Below are 16825 nucleotides of genomic sequence, written 5' to 3'. Positions count from 1 at the left end.
CATGGATTGGGGCCTGACACTGACCTTGATGCTGGGCGGATTGGCGGTTTTGCTGCTGATCGGCTTGCCGGTCGCCTTTGCCTTTATCGCCGTGACGACCGTGGGCGCGTATTTCGTGCTGGGCGGAGACCGGGGCATTCTGCAACTGGCGCGCAACTCGGCGCAATCGGTGGCGAATTTTCAGCTCGCGCCGATACCGCTGTTTATCCTTATGGGAGAGATACTCTTTCAAACCGGGGTCGCGCACCGCGCCATTGACGCGATTGAACGGGTGGTGACGCGCATCCCGGGCCGCATGTCGGTCGTCACGATCTTTGGCGGCACGATTTTTGCAGCCCTTTCCGGCTCGACCATCGCCAATACCGCGATGCTGGGCGGCACGCTGCTGCCGGGGATGCTGAAACGCGGCTATCACCCGTCGATGGCGATGGGGCCGATCATGGCGTCCGGCGCGATTGCCATGCTGATCCCGCCTTCGGCGCTGGCGGTTCTGGTGGGCTCGCTCGCGGGGATTTCCATCGCCGGGCTGCTGATTGCGGGGGTGCTGCCCGCGCTGCTGCTGGCGGTCCTGTTCGTGGCCTATGTGGTGGGGCGGAGCCTTTTGGACCCGAAAGTTGCGCCGCCCGATGTCTACGAAGAAATGCCGCTGCGCGAACGTTGGACGCCTTTCGTGATCTATGTGCTGCCGCTGTCGGTGCTTTTCGCGGTGGTGATCGGTTCGCTGCTCGCGGGCATCGCCACGCCTACGGAAAGCGCCGCCCTTGGCAGCATCACCGCCGTAATCATCGGGGCCGCCTATCGCGCCCTGAGTTGGGAGAAGATGGGCCGCGCGCTGATGGAGACGCTGAAGCTGTCGGTGATGATCCTGTTCATCATCGCGGCCAGTCAGACATTTGCGCAGGTGCTGTCTTTTTCGGGGGCCACCAATGGGCTGATCAACGCGATCAACGCGGTCGATCCGACGCCGCTGATGGTGCTTCTGGGGATGATCGCGATCCTGCTCTTTCTGGGGTGTTTCATCGATCAGGTGTCGATGCTGATGGTCACCGTGCCGGTCTTCGTGCCCTTGGCGGATGCGATGGAGATCAACGAGCTGACCCTCGGCGTGGTATATTTGCTGACGATGGAGATCGGCCTGCTGACGCCGCCCTTCGGTCTGCTGCTGTTTGTTATGCGCGGGGTCGCCCCGCCTGAAATCCGGATGCCACAGATCTATGCCTCGGTGATGCCGTTCTTGCTGATCAAGCTTTTCGTTCTGGCCCTGATCGTCTGGCTGCCGGGTATCGGCACTTGGTTGCCCGGTTTGATGGGCCGCTGAACCTTGGGGCGGCGCGCCTCAGCGCCGCCCCGCAAGCTATTGCCTTAATTCGACATTTGCCGACTGTGCCGCCGCGCGCGGGCTTTGGTCGGCTTGCATTACCCCGCGTAATGCGGTTGTAATCCCGCAAGGAGGCAGTCGGCTTTCCCAAGAACAACACGCGAGGAGCACCGTGATGGCAAACCCCCTTTATGACACTCTGTTTGGCCGTCACGCTGGCAAAACGACGGCCTTTCTCCATCTCGAAGGCGGGGTGACGCTGACCCATGCGGGTTTTCTGGGCCGGGCCGCCCGTTTTGCCCATGTGCTGACCGAGTTGGGGGTGAAGCCCGGCGACCGGCTGGCGGTACAGATCGACAAATCCGCCGATGCGCTGGCGCTCTATGCCGCCTGCGTGCAGACGGGGGTGATCTTTTTGCCGCTCAATACCGCCTATACCGCGGATGAGGTGCGCTATTTCGTGACCGACAGCGGGGCCGCGGCCTTTGTCTGCCAGCCCGCGCGCCGCGATGAAATGGCACCGCTGGCTAGGGATACAGGGTGCCAGCTTGAGACGCTTGGTACGGAGAACGATGGCAGCTTTGCGGATTGCGCCACCTCGGCTTCCGACAAGTTCGAAACCGTCGCGCGGGCGGCGGATGACCTTGCGGCCTTCCTCTATACCTCCGGCACCACGGGGCGCTCTAAGGGGGCGATGCTGACGCAGGCGAACCTTTTGTCGAACGCGCAGACGCTGGCCGATCTGTGGCGTTTCACCAACGCGGACGTGCTGCTGCATGCGCTGCCGATCTTTCACACGCACGGGCTGTTCGTGGCGACCAATGTGACGCTGGTGGCGGGGGCGCGATGATCTTTATGCCCAAGCTCGACATCGACCGGTTGATCGATCGGATGCCCCACGCCACCGCGATGATGGGCGTACCGACCTTCTACACCCGGCTTTTGGACGACGCGATTTTCACCCGTGAGACGACAGCGAACATGCGGCTGTTCATCTCGGGGTCGGCTCCGCTTTTGGCCGAAACTCATGTCGATTTTGAAGAACGCACCGGCCACCGTATCCTTGAGCGTTACGGCATGACCGAGACCAATATGAACACCTCCAACCCCTATGAGGGCGAGCGCCGTGCGGGCACCGTGGGCCTGCCGCTGCCGGATGTGGAGTTGAAAATCACCGACCCCGAAACCGGCGCGACCCTGCCGGACGGAGAGATAGGCAGCATCGAAGTACGTGGCCCGAATGTCTTCAAGGGCTATTGGCAGATGCCCGAGAAAACCGCCGCCGAACTGCGCGAAGATGGCTTTTTCATCACCGGCGATCTGGGGCGGCGCGATGCGGATGGCTATGTGACCATCGTGGGCCGCGACAAAGACCTGATCATCTCGGGCGGCTATAATATCTACCCTAAGGAGGTCGAACTGCTGCTCGACGACCAACCGGGCGTGCTGGAAAGCGCGGTGTTCGGCGTGCCGCATCCCGATTTCGGGGAAAGCGTGGTGGCGGTGTTGGTGGCGCGCCGGGGCGCGAAGCTGGATCTTGCGCAGATCGCCGGGGATGTGGCCGGATCGCTGGCCAAGTTCAAACGACCCGCCAAGCTGATCGTCCTGCCGGAATTGCCGCGCAACACGATGGGCAAGGTGCAAAAGAACGTGCTGCGCGACACCTACCGGGACTTGTTTCAACCGGGGTAGGGGCGCCCGAGGGCCATTCTAGCGGGCATAGGGGCGGCGGTATCGCCATCCCACGGGGCAGGACTGCGGTGTAACCTGCGACAATCTGGCGTTTAATGCCCGGTTTCGCTTGAGGTGCCGGGAAAATTTCTACAGAACGTGGTGACCTTTCAGTCCGCCAGATCAGGAGTTCGCGTGTCCCTCTTCCTTATCGTTGCCTTGCCCTTCTTGGGCGCATTGTTACCCGGACTGATGAATTCCGCAGGGCGTCAAGCCTGCGCCGGGGTGACCTTTATGGTGACCCTCGTGGCGCTGGTGGGGTTGCTAACGCATCTGCCTGCCGTGCTGGCGGGCGAATTGGTCACCGCGCGGGTTGATTGGATTCCGCAGCTTGGCCTGAACCTGACCTTGATGCTCGACAGCCTCGGCTTTTTCTTTGCCTGTCTGATCCTTGGCATCGGTCTGTTGATCATCGCCTATGCGCGGTCTTACCTGTCACGCGACGATCATATGGGTGAGTTTTTCACCTATCTGCTGCTGTTCCAAGGCGCGATGGTCGGTATCGTTCTGAGCGATAACGTGTTGATCTTGCTGATCTTCTGGGAGCTAACCTCGCTGTCGTCCTTCCTGCTGATCGGCTATTGGAAACACCTGCCCGAAGGCCGCCAAGGTGCGCGAATGGCGCTGACCGTGACCGGCATGGGCGGCCTTGCGATGATCGGTGGCATGTTGCTGCTGGGTCAAATCGTCGGCAGCTATGACCTGAGCGTGATCCTCGACAACCGCGAGATGATCCAAGCCTCGCCGCTCTATCTGCCCGCGCTGATCCTGATCCTCTTGGGCTGTTTCACCAAATCGGCGCAGTTCCCGTTCCACTTCTGGCTGCCCCACGCCATGGCAGCACCAACGCCGGTCTCGGCCTATCTGCACTCCGCCACGATGGTGAAGGCGGGGATTTTCCTGATGGCGCGGATGTGGCCGGTGCTGTCTGGCACGCCGGAATGGTTCGTCATCGTCACCACGGCGGGTCTGATCACCATGGTGCTGGGCGCGGTGATTGCGCTGTTTAAACATGACCTAAAGGCGCTGCTGGCCTTTTCGACCGTCAGCCACCTTGGTCTGATCACCATGCTTTTGGGCACCGGCACGGCCTTTGGCGCGATGGCGGCGGTGTTTCACATCTTGAACCACGCGACCTTTAAGGCCGCGCTCTTTATGTCGGCGGGGATCGTGGATCACGCGGTGCATACCCGTGACATCCGCCGTTTGGGCGGGCTGCGGCATCTGATGCCGGTGACTTTTGTCATTGCCACGCTGGCGGCGCTGTCGATGGCGGGGATCCCGCTGCTCAACGGCTTCCTGTCGAAAGAGATGATGCTGGAAGAGACCCTGCACACGACGCTCTTTGACATGCCTTGGCTGGTGCCGGGGCTTGCGACCTTTGGCGCGCTCTTCTCGGCGGCCTATAGCTTCCGGCTGATCGGCCATACCTTCCTTGGCAAAGAGCGTGACGACTATCCCGACCATCCGCATGACCCTAAGCCCGGCCTGTGGCTGCCGCCTGCGCTCTTGATCATCCCCGTGGTGGTGATCGGCCTTGCGCCTTTCCTCGCCGAGCCTTTCGTGAAGCTGGTGACCGCCTCCGTCCTCGGCGGCGCGGCCGAGATGCCTTCGGCGCATTTCAAAATCTGGCACGGGCTGGGTCCGGCGTTGTATATGTCGATCATCGCGGTTGTTGGTGGCCTGATCCTGCTGGCGCTTTTCACCCCGCTTCTGCGTGTTTGGGATGCCACGCCCCGGCCCGAGGCCAAGTCGATCTTTGACCGCGTCATCGCGGCCTTTGTCGGCCTGTCGCAGGCGATTTCGCTGCGTCTGCACGACGGGGCGTTCTCGCGCTATGCCGCGATCATGGCGGTGACCGTGGTTGTGGTGGGCTATTTCGCTTGGGCCACCGGCACTGTGGGGGCGGCGACCCGCGAGTTGCAGCCGACCAATGCGGTTCAGATCGCGGGCTGGCTGATGCTGGTGGCGGCGGCCTGCGGCTTGGTGTTCTTGCACCGCAACCGCCTGTTGTCGCTGATCTTGATCGGCATCGTGGGGCTGATCGTCTCGGCTGGTTTTGTCTTCTTCAGCGCGCCCGACTTGGCGATGACCCAGCTGACGGTCGAGGTGGTCACGATCATCTTGTTGCTCTTGGCGCTGAACTTCCTGCCCAACCGCACACCGATTGAAAGCAGCGTGCTGCGTCGGACGCGCGACGTTGTGGTCTCCCTCGCGGCGGGGGCGGCGACCATGGCGCTGTCTTATCACTACCTGCTGCGTGACACCGTCGCACCAAGCATTTCCGAATTCCACCTTGCCAACTCCTACAAGGGCGGCGGCGGCACCAATGTGGTGAACGTGATCCTTGTCGATTTCCGGGGCTTTGACACCTATGGTGAGATCATCGTTCTGGGCATCGCCGCGCTGCTGATCTATGCGCTGACCGAAACGCTGCTGTCGGGCCCCGTTCGGGCGCGTTTGCTGAACCGCAAGCCAGACCAGCCGCGGGCAGGGGACCGGCACCCGATGATGATGGTGGTCATGACCCGCGTTATCATGCCAGTGGTGCTGATGGTGGGTTTCTACATCTTCCTGCGTGGCCATAACGAGCCGGGCGGCGGTTTCATCGCCGGGCTGATCGTGTCGATCGCGGTGGTGATGCAATATATGGCAAGCGGCTTTGCTTGGGCTTCGGCGCGGCTGCGCTATCCCTATCACGGGATCATCGGCACCGGCGTCTTGATCGCGGGGCTGACGGGGATCGGGTCGTGGCTCTTTGCCAAACCTTTCCTGACTTCGGATTTCACCTATGTGCGCATCCCGCCTTTCGACAAGTTCGAACTGGCCACTGCCGCGCTCTTTGACCTTGGCGTGTTCCTTGCCGTTGTCGGGGCGGTGATGCTGTCGCTGGAAAGCTTCTCGCGGCTGGCCCGCCGGGCGCATGTGCCTGAGGCCGACCATCCGATGGACATCGACCCATCGCGCGAAGACACCACCAAGGCGGAGGCATAAACATGGAACTTCTCGTCGCATCCGCCATCGGCATTCTGACGGCCTCTGGCCTCTATCTTGTGCTGCGCTTGCGGAGCTTTCCCGTCATCATGGGCACATCGCTGCTGACCTATGCGGTGAACGTCTTTCTCTTTGCCTCGGGCCGTTTGACCGTGGGCGCGCCGCCGATCCTGACGGACGCCGCGCGCTATACCGATCCGCTGCCGCAAGCGCTGGTGCTGACCGCCATCGTGATTTCATTCGGCATGACCGCCGTGGTGGTGATGATCGCCCTCGGAGCCTATCTGGGCAACAATGACGACCATGTCGACGACCCGCTGACTGATACCAAGGCGGAGGACCGCACATGACCCATTGGCTGATCCTGCCCATCGTGCTGCCCGCATTTATTGCGCCCTTCATCATTCTGGCCGCACGCTATCACATCACCATCCAGCGGGTGCTGTCGCTGTTCGGGGCGCTGGCGCTGGTCGCCGTGGGCCTTGGCCTGTCGCTTGAGGCGTCGAGCGGCGATGTCATGCTCTACCGTCTCAGCGATTGGGCAGCACCCTTTGGCATCGTGTTGGTGGGCGACCGTCTGTCGACGCTGATGGTGACGTTGACGGCGGTGCTGGCGCTCTTCGTGCTGCTCTATGTCATCGGCTCGAAATGGGACGAACGCGGGCGGCATTTTCACGCGCTGTTCCAGTTCCAGTTGATGGGCATCATGGGCGCTTTCCTGACGGGCGACCTTTTCAACCTCTTCGTCTTTTTCGAAGTGCTGCTGATCGCTTCCTACGGGTTGATGATCCACGCCGGCGGCACGCCGCGGTTGCGGGCCGGGGTGCAATATGTGCTCTATAACCTCTTGGGCTCGACGCTGTTTCTCTTTGCGCTTGGGGCTATCTATGCCGAGACGGGGACGCTCAACATGGCCGATCTGGCACAGCGGGTGGCCTTGATTGATGCAGGCGCGACCGTGGGTATCCGCATCGCAGCGGTGCTGCTCTTGATGGTCTTCGCGGTCAAAGCGGCCGTGGTGCCGCTGCACTTCTGGCTGCCTTCGAGCTATGCCGAAGCGCCCGGCCCGGTGGCGGCGCTCTTCGCCATCATGACCAAAGTCGGCGCCTATGCGATCATCCGCGTCTATACGCTGATCTTCCCGCCAGACCTTGCCGCCACGGCGGACCTGCACACCACATGGCTGCTGCCTGCCGCGCTGCTGTCGCTGGCGCTTGGCATGATCGGCGTGCTGGCGGCAAAGCAGTTGGACCGTATGGTGGCCTTTTCGGTGATCGGGTCGATGGGGATGGTGATGATCTCGATTGCGCTGTTTACCCCCGAGGGGATCGCGGCGGCACTTTACTATATCGTGCATTCGACACTGGCGGCGGGCGCGCTGTTCCTGATTGCCGATCTGGCGCGGGCGGGGCGCGATAACCTTGATCTGACGGCGCAGCCGCAGGTGGCGGGGGCCAAGCTGACTTCGGCCCTGTTCTTTGTCGCGGCCATCGCCATGGTCGGCGTGCCGCCGCTTTCGGGCTTTCTGGGCAAATTGCTGATCATGGATGCCGCTGCCGAGAATGATTATTGGGTCTGGATCTGGGCCGTGATCTTGGGCGCGAGCCTTTTGAGCCTCGTGGGCTTTGGCCGCGCGGGCAGCATGGTTTTGGAAGTCGCGCAGTGTCGCGCCACCAGACGGGGCCACCCCAGCCGAGGCACCATCGGCACTGAGCTATGTGGCCGTGGGTGGCCTGCTGGCCCTTTTGGTTGCGCATACGCTGCTGGCCGGCCCCGCCACACAATATGCCACGGCGATCTCGAACCAATTGTTCGGGCCAGAGCGTTACCTGAGCACCGTGCTGGAGACCCCCGGCAAGCTGTCGGACGGCAAAGAGGAGGCCCATTGATATGATGCGACCGATCCGTTGGCTCTTGCCGCACCCGTTTCTGACCCTGTTGCTCACCGTTGTGTGGATTCTGCTGCAAAACAAGTTCAGCGCAGGCATGCTTGTCTTTGGTCTGATCCTCGGGATCGTGATCCCGGTGCTGACCGCGCGGTGGTGGACCGACCGGCCCCAAGGCATTCGCCCGCTGCGCATGATCGCCTATGTGATCTTGGTCCTGTGGGATATCATCATCGCCAATATCCAAGTGGCGTGGATCATCCTGACCAAATCCAACGCCAGCATGTCGCCCGCCTGGGTTGTCGTGCCGCTGGACCTGAAAGAACCCGAAGCGATCACGATCCTTGCGGGCACCATCACCCTGACCCCCGGCACCGTTTCGGCGGATCTGTCGGACAACGGGCGCTACCTGCTGGTACACGCGCTGGACGCCACTGACCCCGACGCCGTGCGCGATGAGATCAAAGACCGCTACGAACGCCGCTTGAAGGAGATTTTCGTATGACCCAAGCGACCGACCTTTTGACCCTTGCGCTTTATGGTGCCCTGACCTTGGTCGCCATCGCGCAGTTCATGGCGATGATCCGGCTGTGGATCGGCCCCGGCACCGGGGACCGCATTCTGGCGCTGGACACGATGTTCATCAATGCCATCGGCATCATCGTGCTTTTGGGCATCCTGCAAGGCACGCAGATCTATTTCGAGGCGGCGCTGATCATCGCCATGCTGGGTTTCGTCTCAACCGTGGCCTATGCCCGGTTCGTCTTGCGCGGAGATATCATCGAATGAGCCCCGACATCATCGCCACCTATTTTATCATCGTGCTGCTGGTGATCGGCAGTTTCTTCGTGCTTGTCGCCGGGATTGGCTTGCTCAAGCTGAACGACCCGATGACCCGCCTGCATGCGCCGACCAAGGCCGCGACGCTGGGGATCGGGGCCTATCTGTTGGCGGCCATGGTGAGTTCGTTTCTGTCTGGTACGGGGTCGCTGCATGAACTGCTGATCATGGCCTTCATCTTTGTCACGGCTCCGGTTTCGGCAAATTTCATGGCCAAGGCGAATATCCACCGGCGCGATTGCTTGCCGCATCCGCCGGAACTGCCGGATGGCGATACGTGGGCCACGCTCAATGTGCCGGAAGAAGACCGCGAGATCGAAGAGACTTCGCCCAACGCCTAAACCACGGCAGCAAGGGTCGGATTCATTTCAAACTGTTACGATGGTGGAAACCTTTTCCTGCCAGCATAGGTTAATGGGCGGCGCCGCCCAACCGAAGCTGACCGAAAGGAGCCCGCCATATGCGTTTGACCGCGATCCTCTTGATGTTGTTTCTGCCCTTCGCTGCAGCGGCCCAAGACCGTGTGGCGATGGTGATTGGCATCTCTGCCTATGAGGATGCCGCCCCGCTTGACGGGCCGCGCGCCGATGCCGCGCTGCTGACCCAAACGTTAGAGGGGCAGGGGTTCGATGTTACCACGCTGATCGACACGGATAGCGCCACGTTCAAACGGGAACTCTCTGATTTTGCCTTTCAGGCCGAAACGTCGGATATTGCCTTGATCTACTACGCGGGTCGCCGCGTCGCCTCGGGCGGGCAGAGCTATCTGATCCCGGTCGATGCGCCCTTGGCCCCGGCCTCGTCGCTGCGGCAACAGGGGTGGCGCTGCCCGCGCTGCTGCGTGCGGCGGGCAAGGCGCGACAGATACGGCTTGTTTTGCTTGATAACTGCCATGCCGCCCCGCGCCAGTCGACCGCCCCGCTGCCGCCGCCCGAGCCGCGCCTTGGCACGCTGGTCGTCACCTCCGGTGAGGTGGGCGCCTGTGACATGGGCGGTGAAAACGCGGGCCTTTTCGCGGCCACATTGGCCGAGGTTTTGACCGAGCCGGATGTCGAAGTCGGCGCCATGCTGGACGAATTTCGCGCCACGCTGCGCAGCCGTAGCGGCGGCAGCCTCTCCGCCCGGCGCTTTGGGCGGCTGACCCCGACGCCAGCTTTCATCGCAGAGACGGACAGTGCGGATGCGGCCCCGCAGACATGGGGGATTTGGACCCCGCGCAAAGCCAGCGCTTGGCCGAATTGGCGCGGCAAGGGGACACCCGATCCCAACTTGGTCTCGCCGCGCTGCAAAGCGACCCTGACGATCCGCGCTATGACCCGGAAACCGCTGTGGCCCAACTGATGCGGGCGGTAGAGACCGGCTCTGCCGAGGCGCGGTATCAGCTTGCACAACTCTACGAAGAAGGGCGCGGCGTCGGTCAGGATGAGGCCCGCGCCATGGCCCTTTATCGCGACGCCGCCGAGCGGGGCCATGCCGGCGCGCTGAACGATCTGGGGTTCATCCATCTGCAGGGCGAATTGGGGCAGGAAACCGATTCCGATCTGGCGCTGGACTATTTCCGCCGCGCAGCCGATAGGCGACACCCGGCGGCGATGTTCAACTTTGCCGCGATGATCGACGATGGCAAAGTGCCCGGTCGCGGGGCCGCGGATGCGGCGCTCTATCTCTATCGCGCGCTGCGGGCGGGGACGGCACGCTCCTGGGGCTGATGCAGGATGAGCCCAAACTTTTCAACAGCGAGACCCGCAAAGCCCTGCAACGCAAACTTTCGGATTTCGGATTTTACGACGGCGCGATTGACGGGCTTTACGGCGAGGGAACCCAAGCCGCGATCCGTGCGGCATTTGGGATGAAAGCGGCAGAGGGGCAGGGAGAAGCCCCTGAAACCGTTGAGGAAACGCGAAGGGCCGACACCCTCGAAGCGCCCCCGTCAACGCCCGCCACGCCCGTGGCTGCGCCTGCTCAGACGCCCGCCGCCCCCGCCGAAGAGACCCCGAAGATTGACGCCGAACCCGAGCCGGGTGCTGACCAAAATGTCACCCCGGTTCTGCGCCCGAAACAGGCCGCGCGGGAGTGAGTTTTGAAACAAGTAGTATTGCTTTTTGCCCTCCAGTAAGTTGGCAAAATTAATCCGGTTGCAATATCGCGGCCGATGGCTTTTGATTGGCGCATCAGTCAATAAAAACTTCTCTGGGGAGAACACCAATGAAAAAACTGCTTATGACATCCGCTCTGGCGACGGTCGCCGCGACCTCGCTGGCTGCTGCTGAATGCAACGAAGTCACCTTCTCCGACGTGGGTTGGACCGATATCACAGCGACAACCGCCGCCGCCTCTGTTGTGCTGGACGCGCTTGGCTATGATACCGAGACCAAGATCCTCGCCGTGCCGGTGACCTACACCTCCATGGCGTCGGGCGACATCGACGTGTTTCTGGGCAACTGGATGCCCACCATGGAAGGCGACATCGCGAAGTACCGCGAAGAAGGCAGCGTCGACACCGTGCGCGCCAACCTTGAAGGCGCGAAATACACGCTGGCTGTGAACAAAGCCGCCGCCGACATGGGCATCAAGACCTTCGCCGACATCGCCGCCAACGCGGATGCGCTGGAAGGTGAAATCTATGGCATTGAGCCCGGCAATGACGGCAACCGTCTGATCCAGTCGATGATCGACGAGAATGCATTTGAACTGGGCGAGTTCGAGGTCGTTGAATCCTCCGAGCAGGGGATGCTGGCCCAAGTCCAGCGCGCCACCCGCAAAGAAGAGCCCGTTGTCTTTCTTGGTTGGGAGCCGCACCCGATGAACGCCAACTTCGATCTGACCTATCTGGAAGGCGGCGATGACTACTTCGGCCCCGATCTGGGCGGTGCGACGGTCTATACCAACACCCGCGCCGGTTTTGTTGAGGAATGCCCGAACCTTGGTAAATTCCTAAACAACCTCGAGTTCACGCTTGAAATGGAGAATGAGATCATGGGCGCGATCCTTGATGACGGCGAAAAGCCGGAAGAGGCAGCCGCCGCTTGGATCAAAGCGAACTCCGACGTGCTCAGCACTTGGCTGGACGGTGTGACCACCGTCGATGGTGGCGACGCGATGGAAGCTGTCGCTTCGCTGAAGTGATCATCGCGATATGATGGAAAAGACCCGCCCCAAAGCGATGGGGCGGGTCATTCTCATGCGCAATTCTCCAATCCTGAAGGACTGACATGGACTGGCTGACAGAAAACAAGATTCCCGTGGCCGATGTGGCCGAAGACGCGCTGGATTGGTTGCAAACGAACGGAGCGTGGTTCTTTGACGGGTTGTCGGACCTGATGGAACGGCTGATCGACGCGATCCTCTGGGTGCTGCAAACCCCGCACCCGCTGATCCTCATCGCCGTCTTCGCAGCGATCACTTGGGGCATCCAGCGGAACTGGAAAACCGTGGCCTTTGTGGTGCTTGGTTTCCTTTTCATCCTCAACCAAGACTACTGGGAAGAGACGATGGAGAGCCTGACGCTGGTGCTCTCGGCCTGTGTGGTCTGTATGGGTGTGGGCGTGCCGATTGGCATCGCCGTGGCGCATCGGCCCCGGCTGTATGCTTGGGTGGCCCCGGTTTTGGACCTGATGCAGACGCTGCCGACCTTCGTCTATCTGATCCCCGCAATTGTCTTTTTCGGTATCGGCATGGTGCCGGGCCTGATCGCCACGGTGATCTTTGTTCTGCCCGCGCCGATCCGGCTGACGCAATTGGGCATCTCTTCGACGCCCAAGGCGCTGCTTGAGGCCGCGCAGGCGTTTGGTGCCAAGCCGCGCCAGACCCTGTGGAAGATCGAACTGCCCTATGCGCTGCCGCAGATCATGACGGGTCTGAACCAGACCATCATGCTGTCGCTGTCGATGGTGGTGATCGCCGCACTTGTCGGGGCAGATGGGTTGGGCGTGCCTGTGGTGCGTGCCTTGAACCAAGTGAACACAGGCTTGGGATTTGAATCCGGGTTGGTGATCGTCGTCGTGGCGATCATGCTTGACCGTATCCTGCGGGTGGGACGGAAATGAATAAAGCAGTAGAATTCGACAATGTATCCATCGTCTTTGGCGACAAGCCTGAAAAGGCTTTGCCGCTGATGGACGAAGGCCAAAGCCGTGCCGAGATTGAAGCGGCGACCGGGCAGGTGCTGGGCGTGCATGATTGCTCACTCACCGTCGAGAATGGCGAGATCCTTGTGCTGATGGGTCTTTCGGGCTCGGGCAAATCGACGCTTTTGCGCGCGGTGAATGGGCTTAACCCGATGGTGCGCGGCACGGTGCATGTGCATGACGAAAACTGGTCTTGTGACATCCACGCTAGCAATGCCGCAGAGCTGCGCCGCGTGCGCCGTGAATGCGTGTCGATGGTGTTTCAGCAGTTCGGCCTACTGCCATGGCGCACGGTGCGCGACAATGTGGCGCTTGGGTTGGAACTGTCGAATGTCCCCAAGGCCGAGCGGCTGGAACGGGCCGAGCGGCAGTTGAAACTGGTGAGCCTCAGCGATTGGGCCGACCGCAAGGTGGGCGAGCTTTCGGGCGGGATGCAGCAGCGTGTGGGGCTTGCCCGCGCCTTTGCCACCGAAGCGCCGATTTTGCTGATGGATGAGCCATTCTCGGCGCTCGACCCGCTGATACGCACGCGGCTGCAGGACGAACTGCTGGACCTGCAGCGCGAATTGAACCGCACGATCATCTTCGTGAGCCACGACCTTGACGAAGCCTTCAAGCTGGGCGGGCGCATCGCCATCATGGAAGGCGGGCGGATTGTGCAGATCGGCACGCCGCGTGAAATCTTCTCGAACCCCGCCTCGGACTATGTGGCGGAGTTTGTGGCCAATATGAACCCGCTGGAGGTTCTGACCGCGCGCGACGTGATGGGCGTGATTGACGGCGCTCCGACGCAGGGCGAAACCACGGCAGAGACCCCGGTGCGTGCGTTGATGGAGCGGCTGCGCGGGGCGGATGCGGCGATTGCGGTGATGGAAGAAGGCACGCAGATCGGGACGGTCACGGCGCATAGCATCGTGGACCGGCTCAAGGCCTAGGCCGGGATCTGACAAAACGCAAAAGGCGCCGCCCGGCTTGGCTGGGCGGCGCCTTTTGCTATTGAAAGCGGTGGTTATGTGGCCGCTGCGGTGCCCAAGGTCTTTAGGATCGGACAGTCGGGTCGATCATCCCCGGCGCAGTCGCGGACCAGCGTGCTCAGCGTGTCGCGCATTTCTTGCAGGCCGCTGATCTTGGCCTCGATCTGCGCCAGATGCTCTTTGGCGATGGCGCGCACGTCGGCACTGGCGCGGTTTTTGTCCTCCCAGAGGGCCAGCAGGTTGCGGCAATCCTCGATGCTGAAACCCAAGGTTCTGGCGCGGCCCAAAAAGGCCAGCTTGTGCATCTCGCTTTCGCGAAAGGCGCGGTAGCCGTTGGCATCCCGCAGCGGTTTGACCAATCCGATATCTTCGTAATAGCGGATGGTTTTCGGCGGCAGGCCCGTATGTTGTGAGACTTCTCCGATGTTCATGGTGCGCTCCTATTCTGCGGCCACGGGGGCGGTGGCCCGGGGGCCGTGTGAGGGGGTTGCGTTTTCTGCCAAGGGGGCGGCAATCCAGCGCAGGCGCAGGGCATTGCTGAGGACAAAAACGCTCGACAGGGCCATCGCTCCGGCGGCCAGAGCGGGCGACAGAAGCCAGCCGGTCAGCGGATAGAATGCACCCGCGGCGACCGGGATCAGCAGCACGTTGTAGCCAAAGGCCCAAAAGAGGTTCTGTCGGATATTCGCCATGCTGCGCTGGCTCACGTCGATGGCATTGACCACGCCGCGCAGGTCCCCGGACATCAGCACCACATCTGCGGCTTCGATCGCCACATCGGTGCCGGTGCCGATGGCGAGCCCGACATCGGCCTGGGCGAGGGCGGGGGCGTCATTGATGCCGTCGCCCACGAAAGCGATGCGGTTGTCGCCCTCTCTGAGCTTGTCGATGGCGGCCACTTTGCCGTCTGGCAGCACTTCGGCGATGACCCAATCGATGCCCAGTTGCGCCGCGATGGCGTCTGCCGTGACCCGGTTGTCGCCAGTGATCATCGCCACGTTGAGATTGAGGTCATGCAGCCGCGCGATGGCTTCCGGCGTGCCGGGTTTGATCGGGTCGGCCACGGCGATCACCGCCGCCAGCTGACCGTCTAGCGCGGCGTAGAGCGGGGTTTTCCCGGCCTTTGCCAATTCCGCCGCGATCCGCCCGGTGTCGCCCAGATCGATCCCGTCGCGGGTCATAAGGCGGTCCGCACCCAATGTGACCCGGCGGCCCATGACGGTCGCGCTGACGCCAAAACCAGTGTGGGATTGGAAATCGCTGACCTCGCTCGGTACTGGGCCCGCAGCTTCTGCACGCCGCAGGATGGCTTGGGCGATGGGATGTTCCGAGCGCGCCTCGACCGCGCCGATCAGGGGCAGTAACTCAGCCTCGGGCAGGTCGTTCATCATCACCAGATCGGTCAGTTCGGGCGTGCCCTTGGTCAGCGTGCCGGTCTTGTCCAAAGCGACAGTCTTGACGCTTTGCAGGCTTTGCAAGGCATCGCCTTGCCGGAACAGGACGCCCAGTTGCGCCGCGCGCCCGGTGCCGACCATGATTGAGGTCGGCGTGGCCAGACCCATGGCGCAGGGGCAGGCGATGATCAGTACCGCTACCGCCGCCACCAAAGCGTGGCTAAGCGATGGGCCGAAGGCGAGCCAGACCCCAAAGGTCACCAGCGCCACGGCGATCACCACCGGGACGAACCACAGGGTGATGCGGTTGACCAAGTCCTGAATGGGCAGCTTTGCGCCTTGGGCCTCTTCGACCATGCGGATGATCTGCGCCAATACAGTGTCACCGCCCACTTTGGTGGCGCGGTAGGTCAGGCTGCCGGTGCCGTTGACCGTGCCGCCGACAACCTCTGTCCCCTTGGCTTTTTCCACCGGCACAGGCTCGCCGGTGATCATGCTTTCGTCGACATAGGATTGCCCGTCGACGACGACGCCATCGGTGGCGATCTTCTCGCCCGGGCGGAGGTAGATGATATCGCCCGCGACGATCTTGTCCAACGGCAACTCAACGACTGTGCCATCCCGCTCGACCCTTGCGCTGCTGGCGCGCAGGCCCATAAGCTTGGTAATCGCGGCCCCGGTTTGCCCCTTGGCGCGGGCCTCAAGGTAGCGGCCCAGCAAGATCAGCGTCACGATCACGGCGGCTGCTTCGAAATAGACCACGCGGCTGCCCTCGGGCAGGGCCCCCGGCGCAAAGAGCGCGGTGACCGAAAAGAGCCATGCCGCCCCCGATCCAAGCGCCACGAGAGAGTTCATATCCGGCGCGCCTTTCGCCAGAGCGCGCAGGCCATTGCTATAGAAATGCCGCCCCGGCCACGCCAGCACGAGGGTGGTGAGGATGAATTGGATGAACCAGCTTGTTTCCATTCCGATGTTTGCGGCGATCCAGGAGTGAAATGCGGGGATCAGATGGCCGCCCATCTCCAGCACGAAGACCGGCAGGGTGAGCGCAGCCGCCAAGAGAGTCATTCGTTTGAGATGGTTGGCCTCCGCTGCTTTGCGCGCGGCCGCGTCGGGGCTGCCGGCGTCCGGCGCGTCGATGCTCGCGGGATAACCCGCCTGCGCCGCCGCTTCACGCAGGGCGGGCAACAAATCGGCATCCTCCAAGGTCTCGACTTGCGCCTCTTCGCTGGCAAGGTTCACCGAGGCCGAGATCACACCAGGCACCGCCAAAAGCGCCCGTTCCACACGGCCCACGCATGAGGCGCAGCTCATGTTAGATAGCCGCAGGCGGTGGGTGGTCTTGCGCGGGGGTAGCCCGCCTGCGCCAGAGCCGCATCTATCTTTGCCGCGTCAAAACCCGGTTCTGTCGTCACCCGCACATTCTCTGCCGCTAGGTTCACCCGTGCCTCGTGCAGCCCATCCAGCGCGTTCAGCGCTTTCTCCACACGTCCGACACAAGACGCGCAACTCATGTTTTGCACGCCAAAAGTGAGTGTATCTGCTTTGCCCATTTCACGTC

14 protein-coding genes and 3 pseudogenes are annotated in these 16825 nt (G+C 62.2%); 15 read left to right on the top strand and 2 right to left on the bottom strand.

Annotation, left to right across the window (positions count from 1 at the left end; genetic code table 11):
* Position 1 precedes the first annotated feature (1 nt).
* The 15 genes and pseudogenes from ACFQAU_RS00495 (at position 2) to choV (ending at position 13831) form a co-directional block, all read left to right on the top strand.
* Complete coding sequence (locus ACFQAU_RS00495) at positions 2 to 1318, top strand: TRAP transporter large permease (RefSeq protein ID WP_132443642.1); 1317 nt, start codon at positions 2 to 4, stop codon at positions 1316 to 1318.
* Between the two features lie 175 nt (positions 1319 to 1493).
* Positions 1494 to 3010, top strand: a pseudogene (locus ACFQAU_RS00490) (malonate--CoA ligase).
* A gap of 174 nt (positions 3011 to 3184) precedes the next feature.
* Complete coding sequence (locus tag ACFQAU_RS00485) at positions 3185 to 6043, top strand: monovalent cation/H+ antiporter subunit A (RefSeq protein ID WP_132443640.1); 2859 nt, start codon at positions 3185 to 3187, stop codon at positions 6041 to 6043.
* A 2-nt stretch (positions 6044 to 6045) separates the two neighbouring features.
* Positions 6046 to 6393, top strand: coding sequence for a Na+/H+ antiporter subunit C (locus tag ACFQAU_RS00480; RefSeq protein ID WP_120350813.1), 348 nt, complete (start codon positions 6046 to 6048; stop codon positions 6391 to 6393).
* A pseudogene (locus ACFQAU_RS00475) lies at positions 6390 to 7932 on the top strand (monovalent cation/H+ antiporter subunit D). The gene ACFQAU_RS00480 and the pseudogene ACFQAU_RS00475 overlap by 4 nt, the downstream one beginning before the upstream one ends.
* A gap of 1 nt (position 7933) precedes the next feature.
* Positions 7934 to 8434 (top strand): Na+/H+ antiporter subunit E, encoded by a 501-nt coding sequence (locus ACFQAU_RS00470; protein ID WP_067630869.1) that lies wholly within the window; start codon positions 7934 to 7936, stop codon positions 8432 to 8434.
* Positions 8431 to 8718 (top strand): K+/H+ antiporter subunit F, encoded by a 288-nt coding sequence (locus ACFQAU_RS00465; RefSeq protein ID WP_067630872.1) that lies wholly within the window; start codon positions 8431 to 8433, stop codon positions 8716 to 8718. Before ACFQAU_RS00470 ends, ACFQAU_RS00465 begins: the two co-directional genes overlap by 4 nt.
* Positions 8715 to 9110: a monovalent cation/H(+) antiporter subunit G gene (mnhG, locus tag ACFQAU_RS00460; RefSeq protein ID WP_067630875.1), complete on the top strand. Its 396-nt coding sequence runs from the start codon at positions 8715 to 8717 to the stop codon at positions 9108 to 9110. The genes ACFQAU_RS00465 and mnhG overlap by 4 nt, the downstream gene beginning before the upstream one ends.
* Positions 9111 to 9229: 119 nt before the next feature.
* Complete coding sequence (locus tag ACFQAU_RS00455; RefSeq protein ID WP_386279769.1) at positions 9230 to 9808, top strand: caspase family protein; 579 nt, start codon at positions 9230 to 9232, stop codon at positions 9806 to 9808.
* Positions 9757 to 10110: a hypothetical protein gene (locus ACFQAU_RS00450; RefSeq protein ID WP_386279766.1), complete on the top strand. Its 354-nt coding sequence runs from the start codon at positions 9757 to 9759 to the stop codon at positions 10108 to 10110. Before ACFQAU_RS00455 ends, ACFQAU_RS00450 begins: the two co-directional genes overlap by 52 nt.
* On the top strand, positions 10098 to 10478 hold the full coding sequence (locus ACFQAU_RS00445) for a tetratricopeptide repeat protein (protein ID WP_386279763.1): 381 nt from the start codon (positions 10098 to 10100) through the stop codon (positions 10476 to 10478). The genes ACFQAU_RS00450 and ACFQAU_RS00445 overlap by 13 nt, the downstream gene beginning before the upstream one ends.
* Positions 10478 to 10846, top strand: a complete 369-nt coding sequence (locus ACFQAU_RS00440) for a peptidoglycan-binding domain-containing protein (RefSeq protein ID WP_386279760.1) — start codon at positions 10478 to 10480, stop codon at positions 10844 to 10846. Before ACFQAU_RS00445 ends, ACFQAU_RS00440 begins: the two co-directional genes overlap by 1 nt.
* Before the next feature lie 128 nt (positions 10847 to 10974).
* Positions 10975 to 11895 carry a choline ABC transporter substrate-binding protein gene (locus ACFQAU_RS00435; RefSeq protein ID WP_120350816.1) on the top strand — a complete coding sequence of 307 codons (921 nt, stop codon included), beginning with the start codon at positions 10975 to 10977 and terminating at the stop codon, positions 11893 to 11895.
* A gap of 86 nt (positions 11896 to 11981) precedes the next feature.
* On the top strand, positions 11982 to 12815 hold the full coding sequence (gene choW / locus ACFQAU_RS00430) for a choline ABC transporter permease subunit (protein WP_067626912.1): 834 nt from the start codon (positions 11982 to 11984) through the stop codon (positions 12813 to 12815).
* Entirely contained in the window at positions 12812 to 13831 is a 1020-nt protein-coding gene (gene choV, locus ACFQAU_RS00425; protein ID WP_132443638.1) for a choline ABC transporter ATP-binding protein, read from the top strand. The genes choW and choV overlap by 4 nt, the downstream gene beginning before the upstream one ends.
* A 74-nt stretch (positions 13832 to 13905) precedes the next feature.
* Here choV and cueR read toward each other — a convergent pair whose 3' ends face one another.
* The gene (gene cueR / locus ACFQAU_RS00420) at positions 13906 to 14301 is read right to left on the bottom strand and encodes a Cu(I)-responsive transcriptional regulator (RefSeq protein ID WP_120350818.1); all 396 of its coding nucleotides are present in this window, start codon (positions 14299 to 14301) and stop codon (positions 13906 to 13908) included.
* 9 nt (positions 14302 to 14310) lie between these two features.
* Positions 14311 to 16817, bottom strand: a pseudogene (locus ACFQAU_RS00415) (heavy metal translocating P-type ATPase).
* Positions 16818 to 16825: the final 8 nt, after the last annotated feature.

The sequence above is a fragment of the Sulfitobacter profundi genome, assembly GCF_042661425.1.
Lineage (GTDB): Bacteria > Pseudomonadota > Alphaproteobacteria > Rhodobacterales > Rhodobacteraceae > Sulfitobacter > Sulfitobacter profundi.
The sequence above is the reverse complement of the archived record's forward strand: the minus strand, read 5'-3'. Positions and strand labels throughout refer to the sequence as shown.